Here is a 24,558-nt window from a genome sequence, read left to right on the forward strand (position 1 = left end):
ACGCCGAGAATGACAGAAACCGGACTCTGCCGGCGGTGAGGTAGTACATGGCGATGAAGGGGCACTTGCTGTCATAGCCACGGGCGCGCGCTTCGGCGGTTTCGACGTTATCGTTTGTGCGAATTCCCTTTCCAATCCCCGCACGCCACATCAGGATCACCGCATCAACAGCAGCCCGCCCAGGATCAGCGCGGCCAGGAAGACCGTGTTCGCCGTGAGCATCACGACCGGTCGCCAGCCCAGCGCAGCGAGCTGCTGGAAGGATGTTTTCACCCCCAGCGCCGCGATCGCCACGACCAGGCACCAGCGCGACAGGCTCGATGCCGCGTCGGTCACCGGCTTGGGGATGAAACCGAGGCTGTTCACGACGACCAGCACGGCGAAGCCGACGAGGAAGCCGGGCAGCACCGGCGGCTTCTTGCCCGTTGCCGTGCCGTCGCGAAACAGCACCGACACCACCGCCACCACCGGCAGCAGCATCGCCACGCGGAAGAGCTTCACGAAGACCGCGCCGTCGCCGACTTCGGGCGAGAGGATGTAGCCGGCCGCGACGACCTGGGCGACGTCGTGGATCGTGCCGCCGAGAAAGACCGCCGCCGCATTCGCATCCAGCCCGAAGGCCTTCACCAGCGACGGATACACCACCATCGCCACCGTCGACAGCGCCGTCACCCCCACCACCGTGAAGAGCGTGAAGCGCTGGTTCGCCTCGTTCTTCGGCAGCACCGCCGAGATCGCCAGCGCCGCCGACGCCCCGCAGATCGCCACCGCCCCGCCGGTGAGCACCCCTTCGGTGCCGGGACGGCCGAGCAGGCGCCCGACGAGCGCGCCGAAGAGGATGGTCGCGAGCACCCCGCCCGCCACCATCGCAATCGACTGCGCCCCGAGGCCCGCCAACTGCTCCGCGGTGATGCGCGCGCCCAGCAGCGCCACACCGAAGCGCAGCACCTGGCGCGAGGCGAACTCGATGCCGCGGTGGATCTTCTCGCCCTCCGCGGCAAAGTTGAACGCCATGCCGAAGAACAGCGCATACAACAGCTGCGGCCCGCCCTGGTGCTCGGCGACGAAGCTCGCCGCCAGGGCGATCGTGATCGCCGTCAGCACGCCCGGCCAGAGCTGGGCGACGATCGGAACGTTCAGCATGCTAATCGCTCGTGCCTGGATGCTCATCGATTCGTTCCTGCTCATGCGGCGAGACTCAGTTCCGGTAGCGTGCCGAAACGCTGGGCGCGAACCGTGTCTTTCAGGAGAAAGTGCGACAGGGCCGGAATCAGGATCAACGCCCCGACCATGTTCCACACGAACATGAAGGTCAGCAGGATCCCCATGTCGGCCTGGAACTTGATCGGCGACCAGATCCACGTCACCACCCCCGCCGCGAGCGTCACCCCCACCAGCGCCACCACCTTGCCGGTGAATTGCAGTGCACAGCGGTGCGCCTCCGCCAGGGTCGCATCGGCACGCTGCTGCGCGAGCTGGATGGAGAGCAGGTAGAGCGCGTAATCGACACCGATCCCCACCCCCAGCGCGATCACCGGCAAGGTGCCGACCTTCACGCCGATCCCCAGCACCACCATCAGCGCCTCGCACAGGATGGACGTCACCACCAGCGGCACCACCGCCACCACCACCGCGCGCCAGTTGCGGAAGGTGATGAAGCACAGCACGATCACCGCCCCATACACGTAGAAGAGCATCGTGCGGTTGGCTTCCTTCACCACGATGTTGGTCGCCGCCTCGATGCCGGCGCTGCCCGCCGCGAGCAGGAACGCTCGCTCGGGCGAGCTGTGCGCCTCGGCGAAGCCCGCCGCCGCCGCCACCACGCGGTCGAGCGTCTCGGCGCGGTGGTCGGTGAGGTAGGCGATCACCGGCATCACCGAGCAGTCGTTGTTGAAGAGGTCGGGGTTGTTCACCGAGGCCTGCTGCGCGCCGTAGTTGAGCACGTCCTGGTTGCGCGCGAGCGTCACCCACTTGGGGTTGCCCTCGTAGGAGCCGGCGGTGATCTGGCGCACCGCGTCACCGAGGAAGACGGTCGTCTGCACGCCGGGCACCTGCTGCAGGGTCCACGCGAGGCGGTCGGCCTCGATGAGCGTGTCGTACTTGAGGCAGCCTTCGGCCGCGGTCTTCACGATCACCGCGAACTGGTCACTGGAGAGCGAGTAGTTGGCGGTGATGAAGGCGTTGTCGCGGTTGTAGCGCGAGTCGGCGCGCAGCTCGGGCGCGCCCGGTTCGAGGTCGCCGATCTTGAGCTGCAGGCTGACGACGAAGCCCGCCACGGTCAGGATGGCCGACACCGCGATCGCGCCGATCGCCCAGCGCCGCTCGGTGAAGCGTTCGAGCCAGGCCCACAGTCCGGTGCTCGCGCTCGATTCGGCCTTGAGGCTGCGTTGGGCAGCGGTAGCACTGACGCCGGTGTAGGACAGCAGCACCGGCAGCAGGATCAGGTTGGTGAAGATCAGCACCGCCACGCCGATGCTCGCCGAGAGGGCGAGCGACTGAATCACGGGGATGTCGATCACCATCAGCACGGCGAAGCCGACCGCATCCGCGACCAGCGCGGTCATGCCGGCGAGGAAGAGACGACGGAAGGTGAAGCGCGCCGCGATCAGGCGGTGCGTGCCGCGGGCGATGTCCTGCACGATGCCGTTCATCTTCTGCGCGCCGTGCGACACCCCGATGGCAAAGATCAGGAAGGGCACGAGGATCGAGAACGGATCGAGCGCGAAGCCCAGGCCGGCAATGAGCCCCAACTGCCACACCACCGCCACCACCGAGCACGCCACCACCAGCGCGGTGCTGCGAGCGCAACGCGTATAGGCGAAGATCACGATGATGGCGATCAGCGCGGCGATCGCGAAGTAGGTCATCACCTGGCTCACGCCATCGATGAGATCGCCCACGAGCTTGGCGAAGCCGATGATGTGGATGTTGACCGCGGGTGTGGCCTGTCCGCCGCCCTGTTCGAACTTCGTCCGGATGTTGTCCTCGAGGGTCGCGGACAGCGCGCGGTAGTCGATCGGCGCACCGGTGGCCGGATCCTTGTCGAGCAGCGGCACGAAGATCATGCTCGAGCGGAAGTCGTTGCCGACGAAGCGCCCGACGATGCCCGCGCGGGCGATGTTGAGCTTCAGGGCTTCGGTGGCCTTCGGCGAGCCGTCGTAGGCGTCGGGCATCACCGGGCCGCCCTGGAAGCCTTCCTCGGTCACTTCGGTCCAGCGCACCGAGGGCGTCCACAGCGACTTCACCCACGCGCGGTCCACCCCGGGGGTGAGGATCAGCTCATCGTTGATCTTCTTCAGCGTGTCCTGGTAGGCCGGGTCGAAGATGTCGCCTTCGCGGCTGGCCACCACCACGCGCAGCACGTTGCCGAGGCCACGCAGTTCATTGCGGTTGTCCAGGTAGTTCTGGATGTAGGGTTGGCTTTGCGGCAGCATGCTTTCGAAACTGGCGTTCAGATGCAGTTTCGTCGCGGCCACCAGCGCCAGCGCCACGGTGACGAACGCACACAGCACCATCACCGCGAGGCGGTGGTTGAAGATCATGCGTTCGAGGGCATTGCCCGAGTTGCGATCGAACTCGGCAAGGGAGCGCACCACCGGAGCCCGGTCGTGCGAGTCGTGTGCGACGGCCATCGCGTCGGTCTCCTGTTAGCGAAGGGGCTGGACGCGCACGCCGCGGGCACCCGCGACGACCACCGCATCCGTGCCGAGGGCGTGCACCGCCGAAGCCGGCGTGGCGCGCTCGAGCTTCACGGGCGAGAAACGCTCGCCGCCATCCTGGCTCACGAGGATGCGCCCGGCCTGGCTGGCGAGCAGCACGCCGCCCTCGCCCAGCGCGGCGCCGGCCGTGAGCCCCTCCTGCACCCCGGTCTCGACCTTGTGCCAGGTGGCGCCGCGGTCGGTGCTGCGGTACGCGTTGCCGCGCAGGCCGAAGACGATGACGGCGGTGTTCGTGCCGGTCACGCCGAAGTAGCTGCCCGGGTACGGGGTGGCGACGCGCGTAAAGCGTCCGGCCGCCGCGTCGAGGCGCAGCACGAGGCCCTGTTCGCCCACGACATACACGTCGCCGGCGGCGCCGCGGATGCCGTAGAGGTGCAGCGCCTGCGGGTTGTCGGTGCGATCGAGCCACGGCGTCCAGCGCTTGCCGCCGTCGGTGGTGCGCAGGATCAGGTTGAAGGCGCCTACGACGAAGCCGGTCTTGTCGTCGGCGAACCACACGTCGAGGAAGGGGTTCTCCGCGCCCTGCGCGGCGAAGCGCTCGGCCTCGGCGATCCACGCCGCCTCGCCCTTGGCCTTGTAGTGCGCGAGCATCACTTCGCCCAGCGCCCGGCCGTCGAGCTGCTTGGTCCAGCTCGCACCGGCATCGCTCGTCGCGAGCACCACGCCGTCGTGACCCACCGCCCAGCCCTGCTGCGGCGTCGGGAAGCTCACCGCGACGAGGTCCGAGCTCACCGGCACCTTCGCCTGGCGCCAGCTCCGGCCCTGGTCGTCGGAGTACACGACGTGGCCGCGCTGGCCCACGCCGACCACCCGCGACCCCGCCTGCGCAAGGCCGTTGATCAGGCCCTTCGTCGCCAGCTCGCTCGCCATCGCCGGCACGTCGAGCACGTCCTGGAAGCCCGCGGCGGCGGGGGCCGCGGCCGGCATCAGCAGCGCGAGCGCGAGCGCTGCGCCACCGAATCGATGCACATTCATGGTCTCTTTCCTCGGTCGGGGGCGGAAGCGAGGCACGGCCTGCGCCGCACCCCGCTCCCGGGGACGAGATTTATTATGGTTTTAGCGGATGCCCGAGCCGGCGAGCGAGTCGGGTGACCAGTCGCGGTCGGTGAGCGGCTTGGTCTGGCGCATGCCGCCGGTCTCGGCCGCGAAGCCGGTCAGCGAGTAGATGCCCGCCACGAGGTCGTAGTGGCCGAACATGTCGGTGTAGGGCGCGGGCAGGTCGTAGCTCGGGGCCATGTAGGCGAAGCCCGCACGGTAGAGCTGGCCGCGTGCATCGTACTGGTCGGAGGCGAGCGCCGCCCACGAGTCCTCGTCGAGGTAGAAGGTGCGCTTGCTATACACGTGGCGCTTGCCTTCGCGCAGCGTCGCTTCCACCACCCACACGCGGTGCAGTTCCCAGCGCACGAGATCCGGGTTGAGGTGGTTGGGTTTCAGCAGATCGTCCTGCTTCGCCTGGTACACCGCGGTGTAGGCGTTGTAGGGCACGATCATCTCCTTCTTGCCCACGAGCTTGAAGTCGAAGCGGTCCATCGAGCCGATGAAGATGAAGATGTCGTCGAAGGTGTTGCCCCCGGCCGTGCCCGGGTTGGGCGTGTCGTGCGAGAGATCGGGGGCGACCTTCACGCGCCGCTGCCCCGGCAGGTAGGTCCATGCGCGCCGGTCCTTGGTGCCGATGTCGAGCGGATCGACGATCAGGAGCGCCTCGCCCGCGCGCCGTGCCGGGCCGGTGTAGGTGTTCTTGATGCGCCAGTAGGTCTCGGCCGAGCTCTTCGACGCATCCCAGAAGGGGTACTCCTGCACGTTCACGCCTTCGGTGGCGAGCGTGGTGCGTCCGGCCGCATCGACGTTGAGATTGCGGTACTTCACTTCGTAGGCCTGGCCGTTGTAGCGCACGAGGTGGTTCCACATCGCTTCATAACCCGTCTTGGGAATCGGGAAGGGGAAGCCCGCGTGCGCGCCTTCGATCGAGCGCCCGTCGTTGTTGGTCTTGGCGAGCGTGGCCGTCTTGAGCGTGTTGTCGGCGACGAACTTGGGGAAGGCGACGCTGCGGTGCGTCGGATAGACGTCGACGCGGAAGCTGGGGTACTTCTGCAGCAGCGCCTTGGTGCCTTCGGTGAGCTTGTCGGCGTGCTGCGCCAGGTTCTTGGCGTCGATCACGAGGCGCGGCTTCTCGTTGGCGAAGGGGTTGGGGCGGATGCCGTCGCCCGCCTTGAAGCCCGCCGGGGCCGTGGTGAGCCCGCCGGTGTACTCGGGGATGGTGCCGTCCTTGTTGCCGGCCTTCTCGGCGCCGACCGCGGTGAGCGTGGTGCCGAGCTTCTTCGCCTCTTCGGGCGTGATCGCGGCCACCGCCGCGCCGCTCAGGGCCAGCGCGAGTGCGGCCGACAGCAGGGTTTGCGTGAGTCTCATGGGGGTCCTCCTCCTCAGAAGGTCGTCTTCAGTGTCAGGCTCACGAAGCCGCGGTCCTGCAGCAGCGTGGTGAAGCCGTTTTGTGTGGTGAGCGCGGTGCCGTTGTCGCGGTACTTGCCGAAGTAGTCGATGTACTTGAGATCGATGCGGTACTTCTGGAACACGTCCGCCGAGAGCCCGACGCTGTAGTTGCCGTTGCCTTCGTTGCCGCCGAACACCGTCGGGGCGTTGCCCGAGAGGCCCACCGACACCGCCAGCGGCGCCGACAGATCCACCCCGGGCAGCACCTGGTACCAGGTCGGGGTGAAGGCGAGCGCGAGGCCGAAGAAGTCCTTGGTCGTGCAGCCGTCCCACTTGTCGCGGCCGGCACAGGGGGCGAAGCCGGTGGCGTAGAAGAGGCGTTCGCCGCTACGCACCTTGTCCCATTTGGCCCAGGTGAGCTCGGCCGCCCAGCTCGCGGCATCGAACGCCGGGGTCTCGGAGACGAGCCCCAGCACGTTCACGAGCCCGTGGAAGGTGTCGCCACGCGGGCCGCTGGTGTCGCCCCGATCGGGTAGCCCCGTGGTCGAGATGCCCAGCACCTGCGAGTTGAGCGGGGTGTTGCGGCGGTAGGAGAGTTCGGCGCCGACGCTCACGCCGCCGATGTTCTTGGCCAGGCTCACGCCGAAGAGGTCGATGTCGTCGGCGTAGATGAGGTTGTAGCGGGAGACGCCCGGGCCGACCCGCGTGAGGAAGGTCTGCGGCAGCTTGTCGGCGTAGCGGCGGTAGTAGAAGCCGAGCGTGCCGTCGAGCGCTTCGGGCGACCAGCGCAGCGACACGCCGTATTCGCCGGACTGCCTGGGCTCGACCGGCTTGCCGTTGGCGGCGAAGCCCAGCCCGCGGCTGATGAACTGGCGGTCGGGGCCGTTGAAGGCGAAGTCGACCGGGCCGAGGTAGGTGCCCCCTTCGGGGTAGCGGTAGGCTTCCCATTCCATGAAGTACTGCGCCGACACCGACAGCGTGTCGGTGAGCTGGGCCTGGCCCGAGAGCTGGTTGAGCGGGCGGAAGAGTTCCTTCGCTTCGGCGCCGGGGGTCGCGAAACCCTTCTGCAGGTCGAGCGGCATCTGCGCGTAGGAGACGCTGTGCAGCGCGCCGCCGAGGAACAGCGATTCACCCCAGAACACCGTGTGACGGCCCGCCTTCAGGCGCACCGGCACGCTCGCGGCGTCGAAGTTGGCGAACACGAAGGCGTCGAGCAGCTCGCCCGAGGGGCCGGCGTAGTAGCGCTTGGTGTAGCGGCTGTACTCATGGTCCCGGTAGCTCGGAATGGCCGCGAACGGGGCGTTCGGGTTCGATTCGCTCTTGTCGCCGTAGGCCGCGTCGACCCACGCCGCGCCGCTCACGCGAAAGCCGGTCTTGCCCTGGTACACCACGTCGAGCTCGGACAAGAGGTCGAGGCGGTTGGCCACCAGATCGCCCCGGTCGAAGCTGTACGTACCCTCGTCGGTGAGCGCCGAGTTGGCAAACTTGCTGTTGCGCGACTCCACCCGCGAGGCGATGTTGTAGCGCACGGTGTTGTCCCAACGAACCTGCAGGTCCGCGTTCCCCGTGTCAAGCTCGAACGCCTGCACCGGGCCGCTCATCGCGAGCGTCGCCGCCCAAACTGCCACCGCAACGCGGCGGCGCGCGATGATGCCCCCTTTTTTCCTCGTCTCCATCGTCCTCAGCCCCTCTTTTTCTGTTGGCTTGATCAATTTCGCTCGTCCTGCACCAGCAGAACGGACGCAATCCATTCTGCGCATCGAGGGCTGCACTTTCACCCCCCTGCGAAGAGTGGTGAAACGTGCCAGGCGAGGTCGCGCGTCTGCGCGGCGACCTGATTCTTAGCGAAGCAGCTGGGGGAATTGATGCGACGGCCACGATCGATTCATCGCCGGGCGCGCACAATCTTTATTCTTGGAATGAAGGGACTAGTCTTTGGTTATAGTCGTAGCTGCGAATCGGCGTTGCGGGACGATGTCCAATGCAAGGGATTCACACGACGCGCCAGGGTACCGCCAGATTACTGCATTGCGCGGACGGATCGAAAGGACCTGCACCCAATCGTGGGCCGAACAATCATGAAACCTCGGGCAACACCCCGACGCCTGACCCCTTCCCGTCCCGAACCGACGCCGCCGTCGGCCGACGCCTGCTCCCCCATGCTCGCGCGAACCGTCCGTGCGCTGCGGACCTTGAGCGCCGGAAACCGGACACTGCTGCGCGCAAACGACGAAACGGAACTGCTGCACGAGATGTGCAGGGTGATCGTCGAAGACGGCGGCTACCGCGTCGCATCCGTGTGCTACGCGGAACACGACGAAAGGAAAACCATCCACCTCATGGCCTGCGTGGGCATCGAACGGGCGCATCTGGAACGCTTGCCCCTCACCTGGGCCGATAGCGGTTTCGGCGACTGGGCGGTAGCCACCGCGATCCGCACCGGCGATCCGTCGGTCGGAAGGCACCTTCTCACCGAACCCTCGTACGCCCCGATTCGCGACTATGCACGAAAGGCCGGCTATGCCGCCGCCACCGCGCTGCCGCTCCGCATCGAAGGCCAGGTCATCGGAGCGCTGAGCATCCTTGCCGCGGACCCCGATGCCTTTGACGAAGCGGAGATGCGGCTGCTGGGCGAACTGGCCGACGATCTCGCCTACGGGATCTCGAATCTGCGCACCCGGGTCAAGCACCGCGAAGCCGAGCGGACCATCGAGCGCATGGCCTACTACGATCCGCTGACCGGACTACCCAACCGGCTCTCGCTCTGCGAACAGTTGAGCAAGACTCTCGAAGGCGCGAAACAGCACTTCAATCCGCTGGCCCTGCTGGTGCTCAAGATGGGCCAGTTGCAGGAAATCAATGAAACGCTCGGTTACCGCGAGGGCGAACGCTTCCTGCAAGCGATTTGCACCCGCCTGCAGCCTTTCACCGACGAAGCGAAAATGGTGGCGCGGGTGGGCGAAGACGAATTCGCCATGTTGCTCACCGACGCCGGCTCGGAACATGCCACCCAGGTTGCGCAGAACCTGCTGGGGATCCTGCGCGAACCGGTCGAACTGACCGAGTTTGCAGTCGATTCGCGCGCGAGCATCGGCATCGCGCTGTTTCCCGGCCACGGAACCGACGCGGACGATCTTCTCCGCCGCGCCACCGTCGCGGCCGGCCAGGCACGGCACACCGCCTCGGGCCATGCGCTCTATCGCGGCAGCCCCGACCGCGAATTCTCGCGCCGCCTGTCGCTGATGGGCGAGTTGCGGCACGCCATCGCGAGGAATGAACTCCTCCTCTACTGCCAACCCAAGGTCGATCTCGAGTCGCAGCGCGTGTGCGGGGCCGAGGCATTGGTGCGCTGGCAGCACCCCAAACACGGGATGCTCTCGACCGGTGAATTCATCAAGATTGCGGAGCACGCAGGACTGATCACGCCGCTCACCCAGTGGGTGCTGGAAGCGGCGTTCCGCCAGAGCTATGCGTGGGTGGAAGCCGGCATGGATCTGCCGATGTCGGTGAACCTGTCCGCGCATGACCTGCGCGATCCGCGCCTGCTCGACCGCATCAAGGGGCTGTTCGACACGTGGGGCACGGCGCCGGAACTGATCCAGTTCGAACTCACCGAAAGCGCGCTGATGGAGGAGCCCGTCGGCGCGCTGGAAATTCTCACCCGGCTCAAGGACCTGGGGGTCGAGCTGCTGATCGACGATTTCGGAACCGGCTATTCGAGCCTGACCTACCTGCAGAAAATCCCCGTCGACACCCTGAAGATCGACCAGTCCTTCGTTGCAAACATGCTCGCCAGCGATGACTCCGAGATCATCGTGCGGTCGACGATCGAACTGGGGCACAACCTCGGACTCAAGATCGTCGCCGAGGGCGTCGAGACCCAGGCGGTATGGGAGCGGCTCGTGGCGCTCGGCTGCGACACGGCGCAGGGGTATCTCATCAGCCGGCCCATTCCCGCAGGAGAGTTCCCGGACTGGGAGCGGCACTCCTGCTGGCACGCACAGGATCCGCTGCGGAAGGCCTGACTGGCGTAGCCGGCCCCTTCCCCCCTTCGCAGAGGGGGTGGCCGGGCATTCCGACGGGACTAGAATCGGCTGCAAATGATCCCCCGTCGACGGCGGGCCCGACGCATTGACCGGATCGATGACGGCACGGCCATGCCCGTCCGCAGCGCTTAAGGCACACGCGTCCGATTCGCCCAGCCCCTGGAGCCACCATGTACCGCCACCTATTCGTGCCGATCGACGGGACTGACCTCTCGACGGAAATCTGCAGTAACGCGGTGGAGTTCGCCCGCACCCTGGGCGCCCGCATCACCTTCTTTCACGCGCAGCCGGACTATGCTGCTGCGCTGGACGGCGAGGCCGAAATCGTTCGCATGACCTCGCCGACGAAGTTCGCCTTTGCCTTCGAGGGGCGCGTGCGCGAACTCCTCGCGAAGGCCGAGGCCGCCGCGCGGGCATTCGGGGTTCCCTGCGGCTCTGCGACGGTGGTCAGCGATTCGCCGGCGCGCGCGATCATCGCCGCGGCACGGGAGGCCGACTGCGACCTCATCTACATGGCGTCGCACGGCCGGCGAAGCAACATCGGCATGATGCTGGGATCACAGACCCTGAAGGTCCTGGTCAACGCCGGCATGCCCGTCCTCGTCGCCGCCACGTCCAGCTCGCCCGCCCAGTCGCAGGCCATGGACGCCATCCGGGACGATCACCGCTCCCTCGCGGCCGCCCTCCACGCGCTGCAGGACTTGCTCGGCAGCGGACGGAATTTGCGCGAGCGCCCGCATGCCGAACTCATGCGCACGGCAATCCACTACGTCACGACGTTTTCGGCAAGCCATCATCGGCCGAAGGAAGAGGAATACCTGCTGCCCCGGCTGCACGAGCGGTCATCGCGTTACGACGCCGAACTCTCCGAACTGAGCCGACGCTACCAGGAGGACTGCGGCCTCATCGACGAACTGGCGGCGTCGATCGATCGTTATATCGACGGCAGGGGCGATCTTGCGTCGCTCAGGGAAGCGGCGGGCCGATGCGAGCGATCCGCATGGGAACACATGGAGCTCGTCGAGCGTGTCATTCTCCCTGCCGCGCAATGCCACCTGACCGCCGAGGACTGGGACTGGATCAACACGGTGTTCTCCGAAGACGGCGACCCGCGTTACAGCCGCAACAGCAGGACCGAGTTCCGCCGCATCTTCTCGCGTATCGTGAATCTGGCCCCTCTGGACGCCGATCACACCTAAGGTTCAGGAGGCACGCCCATGCTCAAGGGACTCATGCAGGACGTCCCCCTGCTCGTTTCTTCTCTGATCGAACATGCGGCAAGCTGCCACGGCGACGCGGAAATCGTCTCCCGCACGGCGGAGGGGACGATCAATCGCAGCACATATCGCGACATCGCGCGGCGGGCGAAGGGCGTGGCCAAGGCGCTGCTCGCGCTCGGCGTGAAGCCGGGCGAACGAATCGGAACGCTGGCGTGGAACGGCTATCGCCACATGGAGATGTATTACGGCGTATCCGGGATGGGCGCGGTTCTCCACACCATCCATCCGCGCCAGTTTCCCGAGCAGCTCGAATACGTCATCAACCACGCCGAAGACCAGCACCTGTTCTTCGACGTCACCTTTGCACCGCTGGTCGAACGCCTGGCGCCGATGCTCAGGACCGTGAAGCACTTCGTGGCCATGACGGACCGCAGGAACCTTCCACTGAGCGACATTCCAAATCTGTTGTGTTATGAGGATTTGATCGCCGGGAACGACGAAGACTTCAGCTGGCCGGTCTTCGATGAAGCCACTGCTTCGTCGCTGTGCTACACGGCTGGAACGACGGGAACGCCCAAAGGTGTCCTGTATTCCCACCGATCGACGGTACTGCACGCGTTCGCGATCTGCGCAGCCGACAGCATGGCGCTTTCCGCGAACGAGGCCGCGCTGCTGGCGGCGCCGATGTCTCACGTCAATGGCTGGGGCGTGCCCTATGCAGCAGCAATGTGCGGCATGAAACTCGTGCTGCCGGGGCCGGCCAACGACGGCAGGAGCCTGTACGAACTGATGCGAGATGAAGGCGTCACCCTCGCACTCGGCGGACCCAACGTCTGGCCCCCGATATTCGCCCATGCCGACGCTACGCACCGCAGTCCCCGCAAGGATCTCCGCCTGCGTCGGGTCGTCATCGGAGGCGCCGTGCCGGGCGGCGAGCTCACCGAACGGATCACCTCGCAGTTCGGGGCCTCCGTCACGCAGGTCTGGGGGATGACGGAGACTTCGCCGATCGGCGCGGTAGGCGCACCCCTTTCCGCGCAGGGTGAAGCGGAGAAAGGGGCGACGACCGTAGCCGAGGCCAGCCACGGGCGTGCACCCTTCGGGATCGAATTGCGCCTCGTCGACGACGCCGGCCGGCGCGTGCCGCACGACGGGCTCACGCGGGGGCTCCTGCGCCTGCGTGGCCCGTGGGTCCCCGCCGGTTATTTCAAGGCGACGGGGGCATCATCGCTCGACGCGGAGGGATTCTTCGCAAGCGGGGATATCGCGACAATCGACGGCAAGGGCTGGCTACGGGTCACGGACCGGGCGGCCGACGCGCTCAAGAGCGGCGGGGAATGGATGTCCTCCGCCGAACTCGAGGCGATCGCAGTCGGCCACCCCGATGTGTTCGAGGCGGCACTGATCGCGCTTCCCGGCACCCCATCGCGTACCCGCCGGCTGCTGATCATCTTGAGGCGAAGCAGTTGCGAGGTGAGCCGGGACGAACTGCTCGACTACCTCGCGCAGAGAGTTGACCGCCGCTGGTTGCCGGACGACGTGGTGTTTGTCGAGCACATTCCGCATACCGCCACCGGGAAGGTGCACAAAGGGCAGCTACGGGCAATGTTCGCCGGGCACCCCTGGCCGTCGGAAACCGCCGCTCCCGCCGTCTAAGCGACGGCTCAGTATGGATCGCTGAGGATGCCCAGCATGAGGGCGCGGTCAACCACGTGCCGTCGAGAACCCGCATTGAATTTCACGAACAGGTTCTTGACGTGCCATTTGACGGTCTCGTCGCTGATGCTCAAGGCACTCGCGATCTGCTTGTTCGACAGATTGCGCCTCAGCAATTGAAGGATCTCTTCTTCCTTCGCGGTCAGTAGCCCGCCCGTCCTGGCGGCCGTCGCATGGGCGGGGGGAGCCGCCGTCCGCCGTGGGGGAACGGGCGGGCGTTCGGGCACGAGCTCTTCGCCCGCCACTTCCTCGTTTGCCCACTCACCGACCAGCGGTTGCATATAGTTGAGCGCCCGTCGCATCCCGAAGATATCGGCGACGGCCACTGCCTCGTCCAACCGCGTCTTCCACTCAAGACCGCGATGCCTGCGCGCAAGCGCGGCGAGGAATTTGATCTCCACCCCTTCCCGTCCGCGCCGCAACTTCTCCGTTTCGTCGTGCAGGGGTTCGAGAATCGCCAGAGCCTCCTCCCAGGCACCGCTCGCGATCGCACCGTAGCCGCGGGCCAGGCCCACGCGCAGCAGCAGCAGGCGCCCCAGGAGGGTGTTCGTCTCCAGGTCCGGGGCCATCGCTTCGAGGCGCTCACAGGCATCGAGACAGGACTGCGCGTGCCCTTGGATCATGTGCATGCGCGCCTGTTCGAACAGGCCGGCGACGCAATAACGCGGCATCTTGCGGACCTCGCCGAGCGCATAAAGGTTATCGAGCAGATCAAGCGCACGTCGATCCTGCCCCCTCATGCGCGCAAGCCGGGCGGCAACCTGGTAGCCCATGACGATCGCCTCCGGCGCCGACACGTGCTCCAGGACGTCCAGCCGTCCCAGCAGCACGTCCTCCGCCGCATCTGTTTCGCCCATCTCCCAGTGCGCCATCGCCAATGCCGAGGCCAGCATCGCGCTCACGCCATTGCGGCGTCCGATCGCGTCATCCGCCCGCCGGCAGGGTTCCGTGAGCCACTCCTGTGCAAGCTGCACGTGCCCCTCCCACAGGTAGCTGAAGCCGATCCCCCACTCGGCCCAGCCCCGCACGGCATGCATTCCGGCGGGCACGTCCACGTACGCCGCCCGGATCAGATGGCGCGCCCGCTCCGGATTGCCGCAGTAGATCTGGGCGACCGCCGTGCAATTGGCGTAGATCGCCTTCAGGGGCGGCGATGCCGAGTCGTCGTGCCCCTTCCAGGGCGCAAGAATGCTCTCCACCTCGTCGATCCGGTCGGCGAAATACGCCGCCGCACTGTTGATCAGATCGCTCTCGAAACGCACTTCCACGGGAGCGGCGACGTTTCCGCGCATCTTCGCGATCAGCCGGGTCGCCTCCTGGTGCCGGTCGCTCAACGCAAGCACCCAGGCGGCACCGAGCAGCGTGCGTGGATGGCGCTCGAGTTCTTCGGGCGGCATGCGCTCCAGCCAGTACATCAGGCGGACATGGTCGCCTTCGAGCGCGGCACCGTAGATGCATTCGCTGATCAGGCCGTATGCCAGCGCATCCTCGCCGGCTGCGAGCGCCTGGTCCGCCGCCGCCTCGCGCATGCCATGGTCGGCGAACCAGCGTGCCGCGCGCCCGTGCAGGGACTGCCGCTCGGCGTCGGGGCGCTTGCGCAGCTGCCCGGCGAGAAACTCGCGCACCATCGGATGAAACCGGATCCAGTCGGTGGTGAGCCCGTCGGCGAAGATCGGCAGCGAATCACGCAGGCGCGCCAGCACTTCGGGAGCATCCTCGCAGCCGGACACGAACGCGCACAGGTCGACCCGGAAGGCGTCCAGAATCGAGATGCGGACGAGGAACTCGACGATGCGCGGCTCCAGATCCCGCAGCAATCCCTCGAGGAAGTAGCGTTCGAGATCGCCCGTGGCGGCGTCCATCGTCGCGATCGCCGCGTTCAGATCGGCCTGGCGTTCAATGACCACCATCGCCAGCTGGAGCCCCAGCGGCCAGCCGGCGGCCTTTTCGTGCAGGCGCATGCAGGATTCGGCGTCGATCCGGTCCTTGAAGCGTGCCTTCAGGATCTCGGCCGTTTCCTGACGGGTGAAGCGCAGCCGGTCGGCACCGACCGAGGCATACAGGCCCCGTGCCAGGAAGCTCGATAGCGGAAGCTGCAGCGCCTTGCGCGAAGCGAGGACGACGCGAAGATTCGGCGGCGCGTTGAGGATCAGGTAAAGCAGCGATTGCTGAACGGCATCGGGGGCCGACTGCGCCTCGTCGAGGATCAGTACCGTCTCGGCGCCCAGATTCGCGACTTCGGCGAGCCACGCCGTGAGGCCTTCGAAGTCGCTGCTGCCCTGTCGGATCAGCTGTGCGACGGCCCGCTCGAAGGTCGGGCGTCCGCTCGCCACCCTCATCGAATACGCGAGCCCGCCGGTGAAGCGGGCGACGTCGTCCCGGTCGTCGAGCGTCAACCACGCAACCAGCGCGCCAAGGTTGAGGGCCTCGCGCCGCCACTGGCCAAGCAGGGAAGTCTTGCCGAAGCCCGCGGGAGCAATGACCTCGATGATCGTCTTGTGCCGGAGCTCCTCGCCGTCCCAGCTGAGACGGCCGCGCAGCAGTTGGTCCTTGGGCACGCGCGGCGGCGTGCTCTTGAGAACGAATTCGGGATTCGCCGTTTCGGTTGTCATTCAGCAGGTGCGCGCAGAGGCTCGCCGGACAAGAGACTTAGAGACTATCGCAGTCGGTCGCGAAACGGAATCGCGACAGGTCGGGATCGGGCGGCGACGCCGTCCAACCCCGACCGGTGCCTCGACGCAGGCCCAGCGGGCCTGGTTCCGTCAGGACAACATTTCGATGAAGGCGCGCACCCGGGTGATCAGCTGGCCCGAGGGCGCCCCGACCTGCCAGCTGCCTTCCAGACCCGAGCTCGGCACGCCCTTCTTGTGGAAGTGGTCGCGGAAGAGCTCGACGTGCATCCCGCCGTAGGGGCAGCCGATGTAGGTGTAGAACAGCATCCCCTTCGAGCCCGACTCCTCGATCATGTTCTCGATGTACTTGATCTGATTGACGGGCGAACCGGTGACGAAGTAGTCGAGGATGAAGCGCGCCATCGACTCCAGCGGCGGGATGTCCTCGTTCCAGACGCGGTCGTAGGGGTTCGGCGTGAACCACGACAGCAGCGCGCCGCCCAGATCATCCACCGCCTTGTACACCCCGAACTCCAGGCCACGGGCGCCGACCCAGGTCAGCGGGATGATCTTGCCCATCGGCGACGGCACGAAGTCCGCAGTCTTCAGCTCTTCGATCAGCTGGTCGAGCAGCGCCTCGTACTCCGCCGGCTTGCCGAAGTAGTGGGCCGAGCCCATCAGCAGGAACAGCGTCGGCAGGCTCTTGATGTAGAGCGGGTTCTTCAGGCGCAGCTTTAGGATCTCGCGGAACTTGGCCATCAGGCGGTTGAGCCGCTTGATCTCGGCGCGCATCTTCTCCTCGTCCACCGGCTTGCCGGTGAGGAAGAAGGCCACGTCCTCCAGCTCGCTCGCGAGGAACTTGATCATCTGCTCCAGCCGCTCGTCGCCGCCATGCACCGGGCGGATCACCTGCTCGACCCGGTGGATGTCGAAGCCGAACTCTTTGATCATCTCGTAGCCCATGTTCAGGGGCTCGCAGACGGTGGACAGCGCAACGACCTTCTTCACCGAGTTGTTGCGGCGCATGTACCACTCGCCGATCAGCGCGGAAACCATCGAGCAGGTTTCCTTCGGCATGTCGAAGATGTTTTCCGACAGCTCCGCCGCTTCCACCGCCGAACCCAGGCGGCCGAGGTCATAGACCGCCATCGGGATGGTGTCGCAGGCGTAGAGCAGCGGCGCCTCCATCAGGCCCGTCGACCACACTGCCGGTGTGCCCTCCTGGTTGCCCTTCTCCGCGTCCGGGAAGTAAGAGAGCGCCAGGTCGTAGAGCTTCTGGATGCCCGGAGAGTAGTGATGGGCCTCGCGGCTTTGCTGGATGTACTCGACCTGGTTGCGCGGTTCGCCGGTGATGGCGGCAGACGCCGCCTTTTCCATTACTGCGTGCATAGTTCTTTCTCTCCTTGCGATTCCTTGAGCACTTCGATGAAGGCTTCGAGGCGGGTCTTGATCTGGCCGGTGTCACCTTGCGAGTAGTCGGTGTCGAGTTCCAGGGCGGGCAGTCCCATCTCGTGGAAGCGCCGCATGAAGAGGCCCTTGGTCTGGGAGAAGGACGGGCAGAACTTGAGCGTGTAGTAGATGACGGCGTCGACCTTGTATTCGCGGGCGAGCTTCTCGGCGAAGTCGATGCGGCGGGTCAGCGGCGACTGGCGGGCACACGGGGCCTGGTCGAGGTAGGCGTTGGCGAGATCGCGGTACGGATCGTCGGTTTCCTGCGTGTCGTAGTAGAAGGGTGACAGGCCGGTGCAGTGGTCTTCGACCACCACGTTCACGCCGATGTCCTTCTCCAGCAGATCCATCAGGCGACGGTCGCCGTCGGCCATGATGCCGCCGCAGACCATCACGCGCAGACGCGGCGTATCGTCCTCGGGCACCGCGGCGAGGCGGTCGTAGAGTTCGTCGAGGATCGGCTGCTGCTCTTCGGCCGGGATCGAGCGGTAGGCGCGCGTGATCTCCAGGAAGTCGCTACCGGAGAGCGGCGGACGGTTGCGCTTGCGGAGATCCGAGATCTTGTGGATCGTCTGGCGCAGCTTCTTGTGCAGCTTGATCGACTCCCGCAACTTGGCCTCTTCGACCGGCTTGCCGGTCAGCTTCTCGAGATCCTTGCTGAAGGCGACCATCTCGCCGCGGAAGAAGTCGCGGGCACTGGGCTTGTCGGCCGTGCGAGGCACCACGTAGCCGTAGGACGGCTTGAAGTAGTGGTTGATCGCGTTGGAGGTCGCGCGCATCGTGTCGCAGGTGTAGAAGGTCACGACCTGGTCGAGCGCGTCGTGGAACGGGTCCTTGGTGCGGAAATGGCCGAGCACGCTCTTGCTCATGTCGCAGAACACGCTCTTCACGATCACTTCACCCTCGGCGACCACCGACGGCGTGCCGCACTTGTCGATGCGGCCGAAGGCGACACCCGCGGCGGTGAGCAGCTCAGGCGGCGTGTAGGTGCAGAGGTAGCCGACCTTCTTCACGTCCTTGCGCTCGATGAGGGACACCTCGGCGTCCTCGATGCGGCGCGACACGTCCGACAGATCACAGCGCTCGGCGACCATCGTGGTCTTGATCTTGCGTTTCTCGACCGCCAGGCGCTGGGCGTACATGGCGGCGCCCAGGCAGCCTGCAAAGACCATGTCGAGCTTGGGCTGCACGATCTTCTGGCCCAGCAGCCTTTCCAGCGCGTGCTTCATGCCCGCGTTGTTGGACACGCCGCCGGTGAAGACGATGTCCGATTCCAGGGGGATGGCGCGCAGCAAGCCGACGACGCGCTTGGCAGAGGCCATATGCACGCCCGCGGCGATGTCGGCCGCCGTCTCGCCCTTGGCGCGGTGGGAGATCACTTCGGATTCGGCGAAGACCACACACTGGGCGCTGACTTCCAGATCCTTGGTGGCCTTCAGGGCCTCGGGGCCGACGTCGTACATCGTGAGGTCGAGCAGGTTGGCGGCCTTCTCCAGGAAGCGCCCGGTGCCCGCCGCACACTTGTCGTTCATGCGGAACTTCACGACCTTGCCGGTCTCGGGATCGACCTGGATCGCCTTCGCGTCCTGGCCGCCGATGTCGATAATGGTGCGGGTGCCGGCGTTGAGGTAATGCGCGCCCATCGCGTGGCAGGAGATCTCGGTGAGGATCTCGCTGGGCACGGTATCGAACTTCAGCGACACGCGGCCGTAGCCGGTGCCGACGATGAAGTCGATGTCTTCCATCGTGATGTTGGCGTTGTCGTACAGCTCCTCAAGCAGTTCGGCCGCGGTTTCCTGCATGTTGAGGCCGGTGGGTAGCAGCGCGGTGTAGAGCCGGCCGTCGTGGAGCAGCACGGCCTTGGAGTTGCGCGAGCCGATGTCGATGCCCAGCGAGGTCACGCCGGTGAGCTCATGGACCAGTTTTGGGTCGATGACCTCGGTGAAGGGCAGGCTGCGCTCTGAGGGAATGTTCTCGTGTCTCATGTTCATGCCTCCACCTCCATCTCCTGCGGCGCCGAATCGAGTTCGGCGATACCGCAGACCTTCTGCTGGGCGATGACGGCCGCCCCGAGGCAACCGGCGAACACGGCGTTGAGCCGCGGTGTGACGAAGGGCCGGCCGAGCAGGCTTTCCAGCGCGTGCTTGACCCCGATGTTGTTGGAGACGCCGCCCGAGAATGCGAGCTCAGGGTCGAGGCCGATGCGGTTGACCAGATTGCAGACGCGGCGAGCGATCGCGAAATGCACGCCGGCCGCGATGTCCTCGCCCTTCTCGCCGGTGGCCTTCAGCGACACGATTTCCGACTCGGCGAACACCACGCACTGGCTGCTCATCTGCAGCTGCTTGGTGGATTGCATCGCGCGGGCACCCAACTCTTCGAGGGGGTAGCCCAGCATCTCCGCGGTTTTCTCGAGGAAGCGGCCGGAACCGGCGGCACACTTGTCGTTCATCGCGAACTCGGTGACGCGCCCGTTGCTGGTATCGAGCTTGATGGCCTTGCAATCCTGGCCGCCAATATCGATGATGGTGCGGGTATCGGCGTTGAGGTAATGCGCGCCCATCGCGTGACAGGTGATCTCGGTGATCACCTCCGCCGGGATATCGCTGAATTGCAGTGCAATGCGGCCATAACCGGTGCCCGCAATCATCGAGATGTCGCTGCGCGGCAGTTGTGCCAGCTTCAGCAATTTGTTGACGAGCCGCGCCGCCGTTTCATGCGGATGCACGCCGCTGGCGGTAATGACGGTATGAACATGCTCAGCGGTGAGCATCACCGCCTTGGATTGCCGGGAACCGATATCGATGCCGACGGTGGTCACCGGCTGCAACTCGGGTATTTTTCGCGGATCGATCACATCCGCGATCTTGAAACTGCTCTCGCTCATTGCAGGCTCCTCCGTTTGGAACTTTTGATTTGATCTGCGGTGCCACATTAAGCGCATCCCGAATCGCGAGCTTGACTTGCAAAGACACCGACTTGACATTTGGTCACAGGCCGTTAGAGTGGAGATTCAACAATCTGGCGAGTGAGAGTTTGAGATGGCAATGAAGAAGCTCCACCGCAGTGCCTGCCTGACCAACTACGTCGAACTCGCTCAGTCGCTGAACATTTCGCCTTTCGATCAATTGCGCCGCGTCAACATCAATCCGGCCTGCCTGACGAATCCGGACACCAAGATTCCGGTCTCCGCGCTGTTTCACCTGCTCGAGAATTCCGCGCAGGCGGCGGGGGTGGAGAACTTTGGCCTGCGCATGGCCGAAGGCCGCCAGCTGTCGAACCTTGGTCCGCTCGCGCTCGTGATCAAGAGCCAGCCAACGATGCGCCAGGCCCTCGAAGCGATCCGCAGCTATACCCACCTGCAGGCGGAAGAGGTGATGCTGATGTTCGAAGAGAACGATGGCGTGCTGGTGATCCGCGAAGAACTGATGCCAGATCAGGCGCAACCGACGCGCCAGGCGACCGAGATGTCGCTCGGCATCCTGTATCGGACCTTGCGGGTGCTGCTGGGCAACGAATGGCGGCCCACCGCGGTGTGCTTCCGGCACTCGGCTCCCGCAGACCTGCGTGTCCACCAGCGGGTGTTCGACGCGCGCCTGCAGTTCAACAGCAATATCGACGGCATCATCTGCCGGGCCACGATCCTGGACGACCCCCTGCCCAGCTACGACCCCGAAACCGCCCGCTACGTGCGCAAACTGCTGGACGTGATGAATACCGAACCCGTCCATTCGGCAGCGGAAAACGTGCGGCAACTGATCTGGCTGCTGCTGCCGACGGGGCGATGCTCCGTCGAGGTCGTGGCCCAGCATCTCGGGCTCGACCGCCGCACCCTGCACCGCCATCTGCAGAAGAGCGGCCAAACCTTCTCGGACATTCTCGACGGGGCGCGGCGCGACCTGGCAGTCAAGTACCTGAGCAACTCGCAACGCCCCCTGAAGGACCTCGCGGAGCTGCTCGGCTTCTCGGAACCCTCCGCCTTTTCCCGCTGGTTCGCGAGCCGCTTCGGTTGTACGGCGTCGGCCTGGCGCCAGCATCAGCGCAGCGAAAACAATCCCTTCCGGCAGTAAGCCGCTGGGGGCCTCCGCGCCCCCTCCTCGCCCATGCGGCCGCACTCGCGGCTGCCCCACGGACTGTCCCATAACGTCAAGTCGATGACTTGAACGGTCAAAGGCAGGCGACCTCCCCAAGCGCTAAATACCGCCCAAGGGCATCGGGCAAGGCATCACCAAAACCGGTGCTCGCGCTATCCATAATCATCTGCGCCGCCAGCCATCCGCATTTCGGGTTTCGGTCGGGCGAACGCGCCAGGAGGAAGACATGGCACTGATCATCAATGCGGACTGTATCAATTGCGGCGTGTGCGAAACGGAGTGCCCCAACGAGGCGATTTCTCCGGGAGAAGACATTTTCGTGATCGACCCCACGAAATGCACCGAATGCGTCGGGCATTACGACAAGTCGCAATGCATCACGGTCTGTCTGTCGGACTGCATCTTCCCTGATCCCGCCTTCAAGGAAAGCCGGGATCAGCTTCAGGAAAAATACGCCCGCATGGCGTCCTGAGCGGCACGAGCCCGCAACGGGAGGAGCTACAGCCATGGGAACGACCCTGATCCGGCTCCTCCTCGTTGCGCTGGCCTGCGCGGAGTGGGTCGCCCTGTGGAGCATCGTGTATCGCTCGACGCTCGGGATTTGAGGCGTCCTCGACGTCTCTATCCCGCGTCCGTCCTTTCGCCGTATCGCATCGATCCGGCATTTCCTCTTCAGATGTCATTGACCGCGGCCTTTTCGGCCGCGACCGCACGTTTTTGCCCGTCCTCCGTGCGAAGCCTCGTCGTTGTTGGGGAGCGACCTGATCTTATCGATGCTTGATCCGAAGAATGCCGGCCCGTAGCCGGCATCGGCCCGTGTACATCGGGATGCGCTCTTCTGCGATGAAAAAAAAGCGCGGATCTTTCGACCCGCGCCAGAAGGAGAGACCTACGTCAGTTGCCTTCTCTTCACAGCCGGCAGGGCCTCGATGAGGAGCGACAAGCGTTGCCTGAAGGCGTGCTCGAGAAGGGTGAATTCGTTGCTGGCAGCTTCGCGGACGGGCAGCGCGTGTTCCGTCATTTGAGGCTGATCCAATAGGCGAGAAGAATGAGGCCGCCCACCAGGATGAGCCAGCCTTCGAGAAGAAGGCGCCACACCAGGGGAGCGCCCTGCAATTCCATGAACTCCAGAATGACCAGCCGGCCCTTGATGAAGGCGATGGCCAACATGGCAAGAATGGCGCCGGTGCCAGCGGCGCCGACGTCACCGAGCCACCAGGTGGCGCCGGTGGCAACGAGGAGAACGAGCCAGGCCCGGTTCGCGGGATTCAGGAAGAAGGCACTCATCGCATCACATAAACCAAGGGAAACAGCACGATCCACAACAGATCCACCATGTGCCAGTAGGCAGCCCCGCTCTCCAGACCGTGGACATCGTGGCTGCCGTAGGCACTCTGGCGGGTCTTGAGCCACAGGATGGCGAGAACCACCATCCCCAGGATGACGTGCATGAAGTGGAAGAAGGTCAGCGAAAAATAGAACTTGTAGAAAGTGTTGGTGGAAAAGAAAATCCCCTCGCCGAACTTGCTCCCGTACTCGAACACCTTGATGGCCAGGAAACCGGCACCGCACAGGAAGCCCAGGCCGATACCACGGCTGGCGGCCCGACTGTCGTCCCGACGGGCCGCCTGGACCGCGAGAACGACGAACCAGGATCCGGTCACCAGCAGCAGGGTGTTAATGGCCCCGGCGTTGCGGTCCAGGGTCTGCTGGTGAAGGTTGAACATCTCCACGTTGTCCACGCGGGCGAAAGCGTAGGAAGCGAAGAGCATGGCGAAGAGCAGCATTTCGGCCATGATGAATGCCCAGACGGGCAGATAGCCGGGGAGGCGCTTCGCGGCAGGAACTTCGACGGGTAGGACAGTGGCGATGGCAGTCATGGCTGGATGATCTTGACTAGTATCAGCGCTCCAATCAGGTCCCGGTGCGCGCGATCGCGGTTGCGAATGCTGGTTGAGACGATGACCACTTTACGCCCGGGGTCGGGCGTAAGCCCCCCCCCGGCCTCGGGGGGGAGGTGTCTCAGCAGCCCTCCGGGATTCTCAAATAGGGCGCACTAGCGCCCAGATTTTCCTGCCCTTTCTTGATTTCGATACGGGCGATGTTTTGGAGATGCACTTCGTCCGGGCCGTCAGCGAAGCGCAATGCGCGGCCCCAGGTCCACATGTCGGCCAGAGGCGTATCGGGGCTGATGCCCATGGCCCCGAATACCTGCATTGCACGGTCGCATACCGCGGTATAAACCCCAGGTACCAAGGCCTTGATCATCGAAATTTCCTTGTGCGCATGCTTGGCGCCAAACCGATCGATCATCCAGGCGGTTTTCAACACCAACAAGCGCGCCTGATCGATCTCGATCCTGGATCTCGCGATCCACTCGCCGATCGATCCATGCTGATGCAGATACTTTCCGAACGTGCGTCGCTCCAGGCTTCGGTCGATCATCATTTCCAGAGCAAGCTCGGCGGCACCGATCGATCGCATGCAGTGGTGAATACGCCCGGGACCGAGACGCGCCTGCGCCAAGGCGAAGCCACTGCCTTCCTCACCGAGCAGGTTGGATACCGGCACGCGCACATTACGAAAGATGACTTCGCAGTGGCCCTCCGGCGAATGGTGGTTCACGATATTGATATTGCGTACAACTTCCAGACCCGGCGCGTCCCGCGGCACCAGGATCATGCTCTGCTGCTTGTGCCGCTCGGCGTCCGGGTCGGTCTTGCCCATGACGATGAAAATGCGGCAGTGCGGATGAGCGGCGTTGGTGATGAACCACTTGCGACCATTGATGACATATTCGTCGCCTTCCCGACGGATCGAGGTGGTGATGTTCGTGGCGTCCGAGGATGCGACGTCAGGCTCCGTCATTGCGAAGGCCGAACGAATTTCGCCCTCGAGCAGTGGACGCAGCCAAGCCTTCTGCTGCTCCGGGGTGCCGAACATGTGCAGTAGTTCCATGTTGCCGGTGTCCGGGGCATTGCAGTTGAAGACTTCGGACGCCCAACTGACACGGCCCATGATCTCGGCCAGCGGCGCATATTCGAGGTTGGTCAGTCCGGTGCCCGGCTCGTCGGCGTGCAGGCTGGGCAGGAACATGTTCCACAAGCCTTCCGACTTGGCCATCGCCTTCAGATCGGCCATGAAGGACACCGGAAACTGGCCGCGATGCACTTCGTCCTGCCATTGGCGCTGGCGGGGCACGATATATGTGTCCATAAAACCGCGCACGCGGTCCCTAAGCTCTTCGACCTTGGACGAGTAGGCAAAATCCATGA

At 65.1% G+C, this 24,558-nt stretch carries 17 protein-coding genes; 5 read left to right on the plus strand and 12 right to left on the minus strand.

Features of this window, described 5'->3' with window-relative positions:
* Positions 1-156: 156 nt before the first annotated feature.
* The 5 genes from ToN1_RS01520 to ToN1_RS01540 all read right to left on the minus strand — a co-directional run bounded on the left by ToN1_RS01520 (position 157) and on the right by ToN1_RS01540 (position 7,822).
* Entirely contained in the window at positions 157-1,143 is a 987-nt protein-coding gene (locus tag ToN1_RS01520; protein ID WP_210147967.1) for a YeiH family protein, read from the minus strand.
* 41 nt (positions 1,144-1,184) lie between these two features.
* Positions 1,185-3,632, minus strand: a complete 2,448-nt coding sequence (locus tag ToN1_RS01525) for an efflux RND transporter permease subunit (protein ID WP_210147968.1) — start codon at positions 3,630-3,632, stop codon at positions 1,185-1,187.
* A 15-nt stretch (positions 3,633-3,647) separates the two neighbouring features.
* Positions 3,648-4,694 carry a WD40/YVTN/BNR-like repeat-containing protein gene (locus ToN1_RS01530; RefSeq protein WP_210147969.1) on the minus strand — a complete coding sequence of 349 codons (1,047 nt, stop codon included), beginning with the start codon at positions 4,692-4,694 and terminating at the stop codon, positions 3,648-3,650.
* An 81-nt stretch (positions 4,695-4,775) separates the two neighbouring features.
* Positions 4,776-6,125 (minus strand): DUF1329 domain-containing protein, encoded by a 1,350-nt coding sequence (locus ToN1_RS01535; protein ID WP_210147970.1) that lies wholly within the window; start codon positions 6,123-6,125, stop codon positions 4,776-4,778.
* 14 nt (positions 6,126-6,139) lie between these two features.
* Entirely contained in the window at positions 6,140-7,822 is a 1,683-nt protein-coding gene (locus tag ToN1_RS01540) for a DUF1302 domain-containing protein (protein ID WP_169208113.1), read from the minus strand.
* A 483-nt stretch (positions 7,823-8,305) separates the two neighbouring features.
* Here ToN1_RS01540 and ToN1_RS01545 point away from each other — a divergent pair, with 483 nt between their 5' ends.
* The 3 genes from ToN1_RS01545 (at position 8,306) to ToN1_RS01555 (ending at position 13,068) form a co-directional block, all read left to right on the plus strand.
* Positions 8,306-10,171, plus strand: coding sequence for a putative bifunctional diguanylate cyclase/phosphodiesterase (locus tag ToN1_RS01545; protein ID WP_169208114.1), 1,866 nt, complete (start codon positions 8,306-8,308; stop codon positions 10,169-10,171).
* A 191-nt stretch (positions 10,172-10,362) separates the two neighbouring features.
* Positions 10,363-11,391, plus strand: coding sequence for a universal stress protein (locus ToN1_RS01550; protein WP_169208115.1), 1,029 nt, complete (start codon positions 10,363-10,365; stop codon positions 11,389-11,391).
* A gap of 18 nt (positions 11,392-11,409) precedes the next feature.
* The gene (locus tag ToN1_RS01555; protein WP_169208116.1) at positions 11,410-13,068 is read left to right on the plus strand and encodes an AMP-binding protein; all 1,659 of its coding nucleotides are present in this window, start codon (positions 11,410-11,412) and stop codon (positions 13,066-13,068) included.
* A gap of 8 nt (positions 13,069-13,076) precedes the next feature.
* Here ToN1_RS01555 and ToN1_RS01560 read toward each other — a convergent pair whose 3' ends face one another.
* The 4 genes from ToN1_RS01560 to ToN1_RS01575 all read right to left on the minus strand — a co-directional run bounded on the left by ToN1_RS01560 (position 13,077) and on the right by ToN1_RS01575 (position 20,076).
* The gene (locus ToN1_RS01560; protein ID WP_169208117.1) at positions 13,077-15,740 is read right to left on the minus strand and encodes a helix-turn-helix transcriptional regulator; all 2,664 of its coding nucleotides are present in this window, start codon (positions 15,738-15,740) and stop codon (positions 13,077-13,079) included.
* A gap of 150 nt (positions 15,741-15,890) precedes the next feature.
* Complete coding sequence (locus tag ToN1_RS01565) at positions 15,891-17,129, minus strand: 2-hydroxyacyl-CoA dehydratase family protein (protein ID WP_169208118.1); 1,239 nt, start codon at positions 17,127-17,129, stop codon at positions 15,891-15,893.
* A complete protein-coding gene (locus tag ToN1_RS01570; RefSeq protein WP_169208119.1) occupies positions 17,117-19,180 on the minus strand; it encodes a 2-hydroxyacyl-CoA dehydratase in 2,064 nt (687 codons plus the stop codon). The genes ToN1_RS01565 and ToN1_RS01570 overlap by 13 nt, the downstream gene beginning before the upstream one ends.
* Positions 19,177-20,076 carry an acyl-CoA dehydratase activase gene (locus tag ToN1_RS01575; protein WP_169208120.1) on the minus strand — a complete coding sequence of 300 codons (900 nt, stop codon included), beginning with the start codon at positions 20,074-20,076 and terminating at the stop codon, positions 19,177-19,179. The genes ToN1_RS01570 and ToN1_RS01575 overlap by 4 nt, the downstream gene beginning before the upstream one ends.
* A 160-nt stretch (positions 20,077-20,236) precedes the next feature.
* Here ToN1_RS01575 and ToN1_RS01580 point away from each other — a divergent pair, with 160 nt between their 5' ends.
* On the plus strand, positions 20,237-21,259 hold the full coding sequence (locus tag ToN1_RS01580; RefSeq protein WP_169208121.1) for an AraC family transcriptional regulator: 1,023 nt from the start codon (positions 20,237-20,239) through the stop codon (positions 21,257-21,259).
* 250 nt (positions 21,260-21,509) lie between these two features.
* Positions 21,510-21,755, plus strand: coding sequence for a YfhL family 4Fe-4S dicluster ferredoxin (locus ToN1_RS01585; RefSeq protein WP_169208122.1), 246 nt, complete (start codon positions 21,510-21,512; stop codon positions 21,753-21,755).
* A 545-nt stretch (positions 21,756-22,300) separates the two neighbouring features.
* On the opposite strand, the gene ToN1_RS01590 is transcribed toward ToN1_RS01585, so the two are convergent.
* The 3 genes from ToN1_RS01590 to ToN1_RS01600 all read right to left on the minus strand — a co-directional run bounded on the left by ToN1_RS01590 (position 22,301) and on the right by ToN1_RS01600 (position 24,556).
* On the minus strand, positions 22,301-22,570 hold the full coding sequence (locus ToN1_RS01590; RefSeq protein WP_169208123.1) for a cytochrome C oxidase subunit IV family protein: 270 nt from the start codon (positions 22,568-22,570) through the stop codon (positions 22,301-22,303).
* Entirely contained in the window at positions 22,567-23,163 is a 597-nt protein-coding gene (locus ToN1_RS01595; RefSeq protein WP_169208124.1) for a cytochrome c oxidase subunit 3 family protein, read from the minus strand. The genes ToN1_RS01590 and ToN1_RS01595 overlap by 4 nt, the downstream gene beginning before the upstream one ends.
* Positions 23,164-23,305: 142 nt before the next feature.
* Positions 23,306-24,556: an acyl-CoA dehydrogenase family protein gene (locus tag ToN1_RS01600; protein WP_169208125.1), complete on the minus strand. Its 1,251-nt coding sequence runs from the start codon at positions 24,554-24,556 to the stop codon at positions 23,306-23,308.
* Between the last annotated feature and the right edge of the window lie 2 nt (positions 24,557-24,558).

This window comes from Aromatoleum petrolei (genome assembly GCF_017894385.1).
GTDB lineage: Bacteria > Pseudomonadota > Gammaproteobacteria > Burkholderiales > Rhodocyclaceae > Aromatoleum > Aromatoleum petrolei.

What these genes read in the sequence shown, in the direction of transcription:
- ToN1_RS01520 (WP_210147967.1), bottom strand. Translation starts at nt 1,143, where the DNA reads ATGCTGAACGTTCCGATCGTCGCCCAGCTCTGGCCGGGCGTGCTGACG.
- ToN1_RS01525 (WP_210147968.1), bottom strand. Translation starts at nt 3,632, where the DNA reads ATGGCCGTCGCACACGACTCGCACGACCGGGCTCCGGTGGTGCGCTCC.
- ToN1_RS01530 (WP_210147969.1), bottom strand. Translation starts at nt 4,694, where the DNA reads ATGAATGTGCATCGATTCGGTGGCGCAGCGCTCGCGCTCGCGCTGCTG.
- ToN1_RS01535 (WP_210147970.1), bottom strand. Translation starts at nt 6,125, where the DNA reads ATGAGACTCACGCAAACCCTGCTGTCGGCCGCACTCGCGCTGGCCCTG.
- ToN1_RS01540 (WP_169208113.1), bottom strand. Translation starts at nt 7,822, where the DNA reads ATGGAGACGAGGAAAAAAGGGGGCATCATCGCGCGCCGCCGCGTTGCG.
- ToN1_RS01545 (WP_169208114.1), top strand. Translation starts at nt 8,306, where the DNA reads ATGCTCGCGCGAACCGTCCGTGCGCTGCGGACCTTGAGCGCCGGAAAC.
- ToN1_RS01550 (WP_169208115.1), top strand. Translation starts at nt 10,363, where the DNA reads ATGTACCGCCACCTATTCGTGCCGATCGACGGGACTGACCTCTCGACG.
- ToN1_RS01555 (WP_169208116.1), top strand. Translation starts at nt 11,410, where the DNA reads ATGCTCAAGGGACTCATGCAGGACGTCCCCCTGCTCGTTTCTTCTCTG.
- ToN1_RS01560 (WP_169208117.1), bottom strand. Translation starts at nt 15,740, where the DNA reads ATGACAACCGAAACGGCGAATCCCGAATTCGTTCTCAAGAGCACGCCG.
- ToN1_RS01565 (WP_169208118.1), bottom strand. Translation starts at nt 17,129, where the DNA reads ATGCACGCAGTAATGGAAAAGGCGGCGTCTGCCGCCATCACCGGCGAA.
- ToN1_RS01570 (WP_169208119.1), bottom strand. Translation starts at nt 19,180, where the DNA reads ATGAACATGAGACACGAGAACATTCCCTCAGAGCGCAGCCTGCCCTTC.
- ToN1_RS01575 (WP_169208120.1), bottom strand. Translation starts at nt 20,076, where the DNA reads ATGAGCGAGAGCAGTTTCAAGATCGCGGATGTGATCGATCCGCGAAAA.
- ToN1_RS01580 (WP_169208121.1), top strand. Translation starts at nt 20,237, where the DNA reads ATGAAGAAGCTCCACCGCAGTGCCTGCCTGACCAACTACGTCGAACTC.
- ToN1_RS01585 (WP_169208122.1), top strand. Translation starts at nt 21,510, where the DNA reads ATGGCACTGATCATCAATGCGGACTGTATCAATTGCGGCGTGTGCGAA.
- ToN1_RS01590 (WP_169208123.1), bottom strand. Translation starts at nt 22,570, where the DNA reads ATGAGTGCCTTCTTCCTGAATCCCGCGAACCGGGCCTGGCTCGTTCTC.
- ToN1_RS01595 (WP_169208124.1), bottom strand. Translation starts at nt 23,163, where the DNA reads ATGACTGCCATCGCCACTGTCCTACCCGTCGAAGTTCCTGCCGCGAAG.
- ToN1_RS01600 (WP_169208125.1), bottom strand. Translation starts at nt 24,556, where the DNA reads ATGGATTTTGCCTACTCGTCCAAGGTCGAAGAGCTTAGGGACCGCGTG.